The organism is Nonomuraea basaltis (assembly GCF_005893125.1).
Taxonomy (GTDB): domain Bacteria; phylum Actinomycetota; class Actinomycetes; order Streptosporangiales; family Streptosporangiaceae; genus Nonomuraea; species Nonomuraea basaltis.
This window is the reverse complement of the sequence record NZ_VCJS01000359.1, coordinates 1-8,755: the sequence shown is the minus strand read 5'-3', so window position 1 is coordinate 8,755 and position 8,755 is coordinate 1. Positions and strand designations below refer to the sequence as shown.

Genomic DNA, 8,755 nt, shown 5'->3' with positions numbered 1-8,755 from the left:
GCGCAGCCGATCATCTACCGCCGAGTGTGACCTACCCTCAGATCAGTCCTGGGAGCCTGGTCAGTTCGGCGCGCGAGGAGACGCCCAGCTTGGGAAAGGCCTTGTACAGGTGGGAGGCGACCGTGCGTGGGCTCAGGAAGAGTTGCGCGCCGATCTCGCGGTTGGATGCGCCGGTGACGGCCAGCCGTACCACCTGGAGCTCCTGCGGTGTCAGCACGTCCAGTGGATCTCCGGCACGGGCATGGTCCGGTAGGGAGAGTCCGGTGGCGCGCAGCTCGGCGGCCGCGCGGTCGGACCAGGGAGCCGCGCCGAGTTGGTCGAAGGCGTTCATGGCGGCTTGGAGCTGGGTGCGTGCCTCGGCGCGCCGCCTGGTGCGGCGCAGCCACTCTCCATAGACCAGGCGGGTGCGTGCTTCGTCGAAGGGCTGCTCGCCCTCGCCGTGCAGGGCCAGCGCCCGCTCGTACAGTCCCGCGGCCGCGCTGTCCGGGGCCAGCAGTGCACGGACCCGATGCAGGACGGCAAGCGGCGCGGCCCGGCCGGTGGCCTCGGCCCATTCGGCGTAGAGTCTCAGCGGCTCCTGGGCGCGCTGCGGATCCCCCACCCGAATGGCGGCCTCGACGTAGTCCGGCCAGGAATACCGCCACAGGAAGGCATGGCTCGTGGGACCCGACATGGCCCGGTCCACCCGGTCGAGCATCGCTTCGTAGCGGCCCAGCCCGAAGTCCAGAGCCCCGAGGGCGTACTCGGCCCAGCAGGATCCCGGCATCCACCGGCGGTGGCCGCCGTCCCGGATAGCCTGCACGGCCATCGCCACACATTCCTCCTCCGCGCCGGCGACCGCGGACAGCCAGGCGTGCACGCCCGCCAGGTAGCTGCTCCACTGCGGCTGGCCGACGTCGGAGGCCAGGGCCAGAGCCGCGGCCACGGTGGCGCGCGCGGAGCGGTGGTGTCCGTTGAGGAGCTGCGCGATGGTGAAGATCGTCATGGCCTGGGGCATGCGTCCCAGACGTCCCTCCGCCCGGTAGTCGTCGACGAGCTGGGCCGAGCCCTCCAGCATGCCGTCGAGGTCGGCGCGGACCATGCTCTGGTAGGCGATGATGAAGCGCAGCTCGGACGGGATGCGTTCGGCCTGGTCCGGCATCCGGTAGGTGAGCGTGGTCACGGCGTCACCCTCGAGGATCAGGCGGATGGCGTGGTTGATCGTGCGCACCAGAGCGGGCAGCCCGTCGCCGTCCGGGCACAGTTCCTCGCTACGGCGGGCCAGCGCGAGCTGGTCGGGGTGGGACGCGCTGGCCCAGGTGTAGAAGCCCGCAAGGCTGAGCAGCGACAGCTTGACGGACAGGTCGCCGACCGCCTCGGCCCCCTCATGCAGCAGGCGAACACCCTCCAGCGGCCGACCTGCCTCGATCTCCAGCTTCGCTCTCACCAGGGCCAACTCGGCCGGCACGGCCGCCTCCAGCGTTGTCTCCTCCGCCAGCCGCCGTGCCCGGTCCACCAGCTCACGCGCTCGCTCCCACAGGCCGGCCTCGGCAGCGGCCCCGGCTGCGGCGGTCCACCGGCGTGCGGCCTGGCCGGGATCGGCCGACAGCTCGGCCGCGCGTGCGTAGGCCGCCGACACCGCCGTCTGCCCACCCCGCTGCCGGGCGCGCAGCGCCAGGCTCTCCAGCTTCCCGGCCACCTCCTCGTCGGGCTGACGGGTGACGGCAGCCAGGTGCCAGGCTCGCCGGTCGTCGTCGACCGTCTCGGCCAGCGCCCGGTGCGCGGCCATCCGTGCGGCGATGTCACAGCCCAGCAGCACTGCGGTGCGCACCAGCGGGTGGTGGAAGGCCACACCCCCTAAGCCCACCCGCACCAGGCCGGCTCGCTCGGCTTCGGCGAAGTCGGCCAGCGAGGCTCCGAGCAGGCCGACGGCGCGCGCGAGCACGTCCAGCTCGTCGTGGTGATCGAGGGACGCCACCAGCAGGCAGGAGCGGGTGGCGTCAGGCAGCGCCGCGATCCGATCGCGGAAGCCGATCAGCACCCTGTCGGTCACCGGTTGCGCCGTGCCGAGGGAGAGGGAAAGCGGGACCAGGGCGCCCGTGCGCTGTTCGGCGGTGAGCATGCGGGGCAGTTCGACCAGCGCCAGCGGGTTACCCCCGGCCTCGGCCACCAGCTGGTCGCGTACGGCCGGCGGCAGGTCCGCCGCCTGCTCGGCGAGAAGCTTCTGGGCGGCCTCGGTGTCCAGCGTGCCCAGCCGCAGCTCGGGCAGACCCCGCGCGGGGAAGTCGCCCTCCCGCGCAGCGAACAGGACGGCGACGGGCTCGGCATGCAGGCGGCGTGCGGCGAACAGCAGCGCGTCGGCCGACTCGCCGTCCAGCCACTGCGCGTCGTCGACCAGGCACACCACCGGACCCGCCACCGACAGCTCCACCAGCAGGCTGAGCGTCGCGAGCCCGACAAGGAAGCGGTCTCCCCGGGTGGCGCCGCCGAGGCCGAGCGCGCCGCGCAGCGCCTCCGCCTGCTGCGGTGGCAGCGCCTCGATGTGATCGACGACCGGGCGCAGCAGCAGGTGCAAGGCGGCGAACGGCAGATCCGCCTCGGACTCGACACCGTTCACCCGCAGCACCCGCACCCGCGCACTCGCCGCGCAGAACTCCAGGAGAGCCGACTTGCCAATGCCCGCCTCGCCACGCACCACCAGAGCGCCGGACCGGCCCTCCAGCAACCCGCCGATGACGGACTGCTCCGTCTGACGCCCGTGCAGCATGGCACTCCAAGAACGCCTTGTCCCTAATGTGACCTGTGGGAACGTTATCGCTTGCCGAGCGTTGAGGACGATGCGGGGAACCGTCACTTTGCGCCCTTTCCGATCGTGAGGATCCTATGGAGGGGGTCGGTGACCTCTACCTGCCACCCGCACCGGACGGGCAGCTGCCCTGTGTGGTGCTGTGCCATGGGTTCAGCGGGACGATGGACCGGTTGTTCCCGCACGCTGAGCGGTTCGCCGCCGAGGGCGTGGCGGCCCTCGTGTTCGACTATCGCGGCTTCGGGGAGAGCGGTGGCGAGCCGCGCCAGCTCGCCGACATCTACGGTCAGCAGGAGGACCTGCGGGCCGCCATCGCATTCGCCCGCCGCAGCGAGCACGTCGACCTCCGCGGCGTCATGCTGTGGGGCAACTCGCTCGGCGGTGCCCACGTCATTTCCGTCGCCGCCGGCGACCCGGAGATTGTCGCGGTGGTGGCACAGATCCCGTTCAACGGGTTCCCCAAGCGTGTGGAGGGACGTCCGACGTGGCAGACGCTGCGACTGCTGAGGGCCATCGGCTGGGACGCGCTGCGCGGCAAACTCGGCCTGCGGCCGTACTACATACCCATGGTCGGTCGGCCCGGCGAGCTCGCGGTGGCGGCCACGGCCGATGCCGAGCAGCACATCCAGGCTCTTTCCAGCGGAGAGGCGACCACCCTGTGGCGCAACCGCGTCGCCCCACGGGCGTTGTTGAGCATGATGCGCTACCACCCTGAACAGGCCGCCGTCCGACTGACCATGCCGCTGGTGGTCTGTGTCGCGGCCGACGACCACGAGACGCCCATCGAGACGACCCGGGCGCTGGCGGAGCGAGCCCCGCGCGGGGAGCTGCGCAGCTACCCGGGCACGCATTTCACCTTTTACACCGACTCCGCCACACGCGAGCATGTCCTCACCGACCAGATCGCCTTCCTTCGCCGCTGCCTTCAGCAGGGCTGAAATCACCTCCCGATAGCGCAGAACACCCTGGAGAGGCGGGAGGAGCGGACGTCGCTCCGGCTGCAGGTTCGCGATGCCGTACGCATGAGGGCAGCCCCAACCGCCGGCTGCCCTCGCCCATGCCCGTCCGGCTACTTCGGCACCGCTCACCTTAGCGGCGCACCCTCTGGCGACGCCGTCCGGCGTTCTCAGGCCGCGCTCGGTGTGGCCGCGCGGCTGGGGACAGCGTCCGGTCGAGGTAGTCGGCCACGACCTGGGCGTCGTCGGTGCGCACGGCGATGTATCCGTCGGGGCGGATCAGGACCAAGGTGCCGGGGCGAGCCCGGTAGAGCCGGGGTGCCTCCTGGCCGATGAGGGCCCTCGGGCACCCGGGCTGGCCGGAGTCGGCGACCTGCAGGGTGCTCACGTGCGGGCCGTGGAGGGCGGCGAGGGTATGGGTGGTTTCCACGCCGAAACCCAGAAGGGTCCAGTGCGCTCCGCGGGTGACGTCGAAGAGGCGGAGCGGGGCGCCGTCGGGGGTGGTGCCGCGGGCGTCGGGCGCACGGCCACCGGCCTTGGGGCCGCGGCGCGGGCCGCCGGCGACGGTCAAGGGCGAGTCGGGGTAGGCGATGTCGAGCTGACTGGTCTTGGCCAACAGGCGGCTCATGACGGCGGGCCGCTTGATGAGCGGGAAGAGCACATGGTCGCGCAGCAACCGGCGCACGCCCTTGAGCACGAAGATGGATTCGAAGCCGCGGGAGCTGCCGGCCAGGACCTTGGCCGCGACAGGGATACGCTCGGCCCCGTAGCTGTCAAGGATCGCCTCGGACGCGCCGGCGAGGGCCGCGGCCAGCTTCCAGCCGAGGTTGTAGGCGTCCTGGATGCCGGTGTTCATGCCCTGGCCGCCCGCTGGGGAGTGCACGTGCGCGGCATCGCCGGCCAGGAAGACGCGGCCATACCGGTAGCTGTGGACCATCCGGGCGTTGAAGCGGTAACGCGACAGCCAGGTGGCATCGCTCAGCGTCACCTCGGCCCGGCCGGACCGCTCGCCGAACAGCTCGCAGAAGAGCTCCAGGGTGGGCTCGGCAACCGCGCCGTCGGGGCCGGGAAGCACGCTGGCCTGGTACTGCCAGGCGCCATCGGCGTTCGGCAACGGTGCGACGGCCAGGTACGAGCCGTCCTCGCCGAACCAGGCGTGGGAGGCGTCCGCGGCGAGGCCGTGGATATGCACGTCGCCGACGAGGAAGAACTGGTCGGTGCGGGTGTGCCCGTCCATCGTCGCGTCGAGCAGGTGCCGGACGGTGCTGTGCCCGCCGTCGCTGCCGACCAGGTAGCGGGCCCGGACGATCTGGCCGTTGGCCAGCGTGGCGGTGACGCCGTCCTCGTCCTGGGTGAAGGCGCTCAGTGCGGCGCCGTAGAGCACCTGTCCCCCGAGAGCGGTCAGCCTGTCGCGCAGGATCTGCTCCACCCGCCACTCCGGCAACATCACCAGGTCGGGATACGGCACGCCCGGCCGTGCTCCCGCGGCAGTGGCGGTGGCCAATTCTACGGCGAGTTCGTGTCCCTGGTAGACCCGCAGAGGCAAGCCGACGGTGCCGTTGGCCAGGATCTCATCGATCACGCCTAGATCGTCCAGCACCTCCAGGCTGCGCGGCTGGAGCCCCTTCCCACGCGATCCGATCGCGGGCGCCTGATCGGCATCGACCAGCAGGTGATCGATGCCTCGCCGGGCGAGCTCGACGGACAAGGTCAGACCGGTCGGGCCGGCGCCCGCTACCAGGACCTGAGTGATGCCGGTTGTCATCGGCGTTCCTTTCACCCGAAAGCAGTCCACTACAACGTAGTACTACAGCGTCGTACTACGTTGTAGTACGACGCTGTAGTAGAGTCAAGGCGTGCCGAGGGAAAGTGATCGACGCGAAATGCTGGCCGACACCGCGATGCGACTCATCGACGAGGCCGGCCTCGCGGGAGTGACCCACCGCGCCATCGACGCGGCCGCCGGCGTCCCGGTCGGCACCACCTCCAATTACTTCCGCACCCGGTCCGCCCTCTACGAGGCGATCGCCCACCGGATCCTGGATGGGCAGCTCGCCGCCCTGCAGGCCGCACCGGCGACGCCACCCGACCGCGAGGACCTCGTCGACAGCCTCACCGCCGCCATTGACGATGGGACCGGCCCGGCACGCAACCGCTACCTGGCCCGGTTCGAGCTGTCCCTGGAGGCCGCCCGCAACCCTCGGCTGGCCGCTCTCATGCGCGAACTTCGCGCCGTGACCTTGCGCATCCGCACCGCCCAGATCCGCGCCGTCCACCCCGCTGCGACCGACGAGCAACTCGACGCCCTCGGTTCCCTGCTGACCGGAGTGGCCTTCGACCGCATCACCGTCGGTGTCCCCGGGATGGACACCCGGGCCCTCGTCCAGGCCCTCGTCGCAGGGTTTCTGCCGGCGGAGGGTAGGAGTGAGCCGTAAAGGCGCCTCCGTGGTCCGTCCCGGCGGGGGAGAGGCTCACAGTCGGCGGCAGCACCGCTGAGAAACCAGGCCAGCGGCGCAGCGGGCAGGATCGCACATCGGAAACGTGCTTTCCGTGTGTGGGGTTGGATGAGGACGGCGGATGTCCTCATCCAACCAGCTCTCTCGGATAAACGATCAGACTCGCTCACATGTCCGGCGGGAACCAAGCCTGAAGGTTCTCCGGATTAATCGGCAGAGAGATGTGTTCGTGCGTGATCAGCCACTTGCCGCTGATCCGTCGGCAGCAAACGGTCGATCGTGCCCATATCGCGCTCTCAAGCCCGTTCGTGCGCTCCCCGGTGTCCAGGTGAAGCATGTGCGCTAAGGCGACATCTCCGCTTGTCGCAATGGTGAGGTCGTGCGTTTTCAGGCTGATGGATCCGTCGTATCCATCGAACCACCGCACAAAGTTGCGGCGGACTTCTTCGGTCCCGATGAACTGGAGAGGGGGTACGACATCGTAGTAAACGATGTCGGAAGAATAGAGTGACATGAGTGCATCGATGTCCTTTTTCTGGCTGGCATCGACTCGACTCTCCAAGAGCGCCCTAACGTCGGAATCGTTCGAAGTCATTGCATCCTCCATTCAACAATTTCTGACCGCAGAGCGGCCTTTGTGGTTGCAGTAGTCCCGACGACGCAGCCCCTGCAGAATGTGAGGTGCCACGCTGGATCAGGCGGTGCGGCCGGCCTTGAGCGCGGCCGCGATGTCGACGACGCGTCGGGCCTGGTGACGTGCCGCCGCCAAGGTCACCTCGGTGGGCGCCCCGGTACCGGCCACGTGGGAAGTGCCGTAGGGATTGCCCGACTGGAACTGGATGGGATCGGTGTAGCCGGGGGGCACGATGACGCCGCCCCAGTGGTAGAAGGTGTTCCCCAGCGCCAGGATGGTGGATTCCTGCCCACCGTGGGCGCTGCTGGAGGCAGTGAAAGCCGAATACACCTTGTCCGCGAGCTTGCCCTGCATCCACAGGGGACCTGTGGTTTCGATGAACGCCCTGAGCTGGCTGGCCGGATTGCCGAAGCGGGTGGGGGTGCCGAACAGCACCGCATCAGCCCACCCCAGGTCCTCATGGCCGGCCTCGGCCACATCGGCGGTGTCCTTGAGATGCTGGGCCCATTCCGGCCTGGCGCCGATCACCTCCGGCGGCGCCAGTTCGGCAACCTTCCGCAGCCGCACATACGCGCCGACCTTCTCGGCGCCCTCGGCGGCGGCCTGCGCCAGAGCATGCACGTTGCCGGTGGCGCTGTAGTAAATGATCGCGACGTTCACGGGTTCCACGATTGGTTTCCTTCCTAGTCGATTTCGAGCGATACGACGAGGTAGCACTGCGGAATGTGAGGCGACGCGCCAACCTCACATTCGAGGAGGCTGTCTCGTCGGCATGATGAGTGCAGATGCGACAAGGAAGGCTGGTTGGCGACACCATGAGCATCACATCCGCGGCAGGATCCGGTTGGCTCGACCCGCCTGAGCGCGATCATGAGCGAGCGGCGTCAGCTGATCAATCTCGCGTACCGGCTCCTCGGCTCTCTGGCCGATGCCGAGGATGTCGTGCAGGAGACCTACACCCGCTGGTACGCCATGTCCCGTCAACAGCAGGAAGCCATCGAATCGCCGGGCGCCTGGCTGACGAGGGTCGCCGGCCGCATCTGCCTGGACCAACTCGACTCGGCGCGGGTCAGGCGGGAGCGCTACGTGGGCGAATGGCTCCCCGAGCCGCTTCCCGACCACAGAGAGTGGACCAGCGGCGGCGTCCCGGCAGACCCCGCCGACCGCGTCACCCTCGACGAATCGGTCAGCATAGCCTTCCTCGTCGTACTCGACTCGATGACTCCGGCCGAGCGCGTCGCGTTCGTGCTGCACGACGTCTTCCGATACCCGTTCGCCGAGGTGGCCGAGATTGTCGGCCGTACCCCGGTGGCATGCCGCCAGCTGGCCTCCTCCGCCCGCCGCCGCATCGACGCCTCGCGGACGCCCACAGCACCGACGGCCCAGCAGGCCGGCATCGTCAGGGACTTCAAGCAGGCGTGGGAAGCCAAAGACATCAACACCCTCATCGGCCTCCTCGACCCCGACGCCACCGGAATCGCCGACGGCGGAGGCCTGGTCAGCGCCCTGCTCCACCCGATCGAGGGCAGCGAGCAGATTGCGCGCTACTTCCTCGACATTGCCGTCAGAGCATCCGGCATGACGATGACGGAGCGCATGGTCAACGGTCAGCCCGGTCTGGTTCTCCAGCTAGGCGAGGCCACCACGGCGGTGCTGGCGTTCGACATCGCAGGCGACAGGATCAAGCGCATCTGGGCCGTACGCAACCCCGACAAGCTCCGCCCGTGGACGGCAGGCTGATCACCCGCGCCGATCCTGGTTCGTCAGTAATCCAAGCCGAGCACCGCCGGGACGGTTCGAGCTCGTGACCGCCTGGCTGGAACGTCTGGGGTTGTTCGTTCGTCATCCGAAGTGTGACGAGCTCTTCAGATCTCGACGAGCGGCTGCGCGCGGCGGCCGCCCGAAGGCACCGGGCCGGCCACCT

The 8,755-nt window shown here is 69.4% G+C and carries 7 protein-coding genes; 3 read left to right on the top strand and 4 right to left on the bottom strand.

The genetic code is table 11. The features are described from left to right. Positions 1-37: 37 nt before the first annotated feature. Positions 38-2,746, bottom strand: a complete 2,709-nt coding sequence (locus EJK15_RS65105) for a LuxR C-terminal-related transcriptional regulator (protein WP_138720232.1) — start codon at positions 2,744-2,746, stop codon at positions 38-40. A gap of 116 nt (positions 2,747-2,862) precedes the next feature. On the opposite strand from EJK15_RS65105, the gene EJK15_RS65100 reads away from it, so the two are divergent. Continuing rightward, positions 2,863-3,723 (top strand): alpha/beta hydrolase, encoded by an 861-nt coding sequence (locus tag EJK15_RS65100; RefSeq protein ID WP_138720231.1) that lies wholly within the window; start codon positions 2,863-2,865, stop codon positions 3,721-3,723. Between the two features lie 151 nt (positions 3,724-3,874). Here the strand turns inward: EJK15_RS65100 and EJK15_RS65095 are convergent, their stop codons facing one another. Beyond that, entirely contained in the window at positions 3,875-5,506 is a 1,632-nt protein-coding gene (locus EJK15_RS65095) for an FAD-dependent monooxygenase (RefSeq protein WP_138720230.1), read from the bottom strand. A 91-nt stretch (positions 5,507-5,597) separates the two neighbouring features. Here EJK15_RS65095 and EJK15_RS65090 point away from each other — a divergent pair, with 91 nt between their 5' ends. Continuing rightward, entirely contained in the window at positions 5,598-6,176 is a 579-nt protein-coding gene (locus tag EJK15_RS65090) for a TetR/AcrR family transcriptional regulator (RefSeq protein ID WP_138720229.1), read from the top strand. A gap of 187 nt (positions 6,177-6,363) precedes the next feature. On the opposite strand, the gene EJK15_RS65085 is transcribed toward EJK15_RS65090, so the two are convergent. Further along, positions 6,364-6,792 carry a YybH family protein gene (locus EJK15_RS65085; protein ID WP_138720228.1) on the bottom strand — a complete coding sequence of 143 codons (429 nt, stop codon included), beginning with the start codon at positions 6,790-6,792 and terminating at the stop codon, positions 6,364-6,366. Positions 6,793-6,891: 99 nt separating this feature from the next. Next, positions 6,892-7,500, bottom strand: coding sequence for an NAD(P)H:quinone oxidoreductase (gene wrbA / locus EJK15_RS65080; RefSeq protein ID WP_138720227.1), 609 nt, complete (start codon positions 7,498-7,500; stop codon positions 6,892-6,894). 201 nt (positions 7,501-7,701) lie between these two features. Here wrbA and sigJ point away from each other — a divergent pair, with 201 nt between their 5' ends. Continuing rightward, on the top strand, positions 7,702-8,571 hold the full coding sequence (gene sigJ, locus EJK15_RS65075) for an RNA polymerase sigma factor SigJ (protein WP_138720226.1): 870 nt from the start codon (positions 7,702-7,704) through the stop codon (positions 8,569-8,571). Positions 8,572-8,755 lie beyond the last annotated feature (184 nt).

Coding starts and splice junctions, on each gene's coding strand:
- EJK15_RS65105 (WP_138720232.1), bottom strand. CDS start 2,746: ATGCTGCACGGGCGTCAGACGGAGCAGTCCGTCATCGGCGGGTTGCTG.
- EJK15_RS65100 (WP_138720231.1), top strand. CDS start 2,863: ATGGAGGGGGTCGGTGACCTCTACCTGCCACCCGCACCGGACGGGCAG.
- EJK15_RS65095 (WP_138720230.1), bottom strand. CDS start 5,506: ATGACAACCGGCATCACTCAGGTCCTGGTAGCGGGCGCCGGCCCGACC.
- EJK15_RS65085 (WP_138720228.1), bottom strand. CDS start 6,792: ATGACTTCGAACGATTCCGACGTTAGGGCGCTCTTGGAGAGTCGAGTC.
- sigJ (WP_138720226.1), top strand. CDS start 7,702: ATGAGCGAGCGGCGTCAGCTGATCAATCTCGCGTACCGGCTCCTCGGC.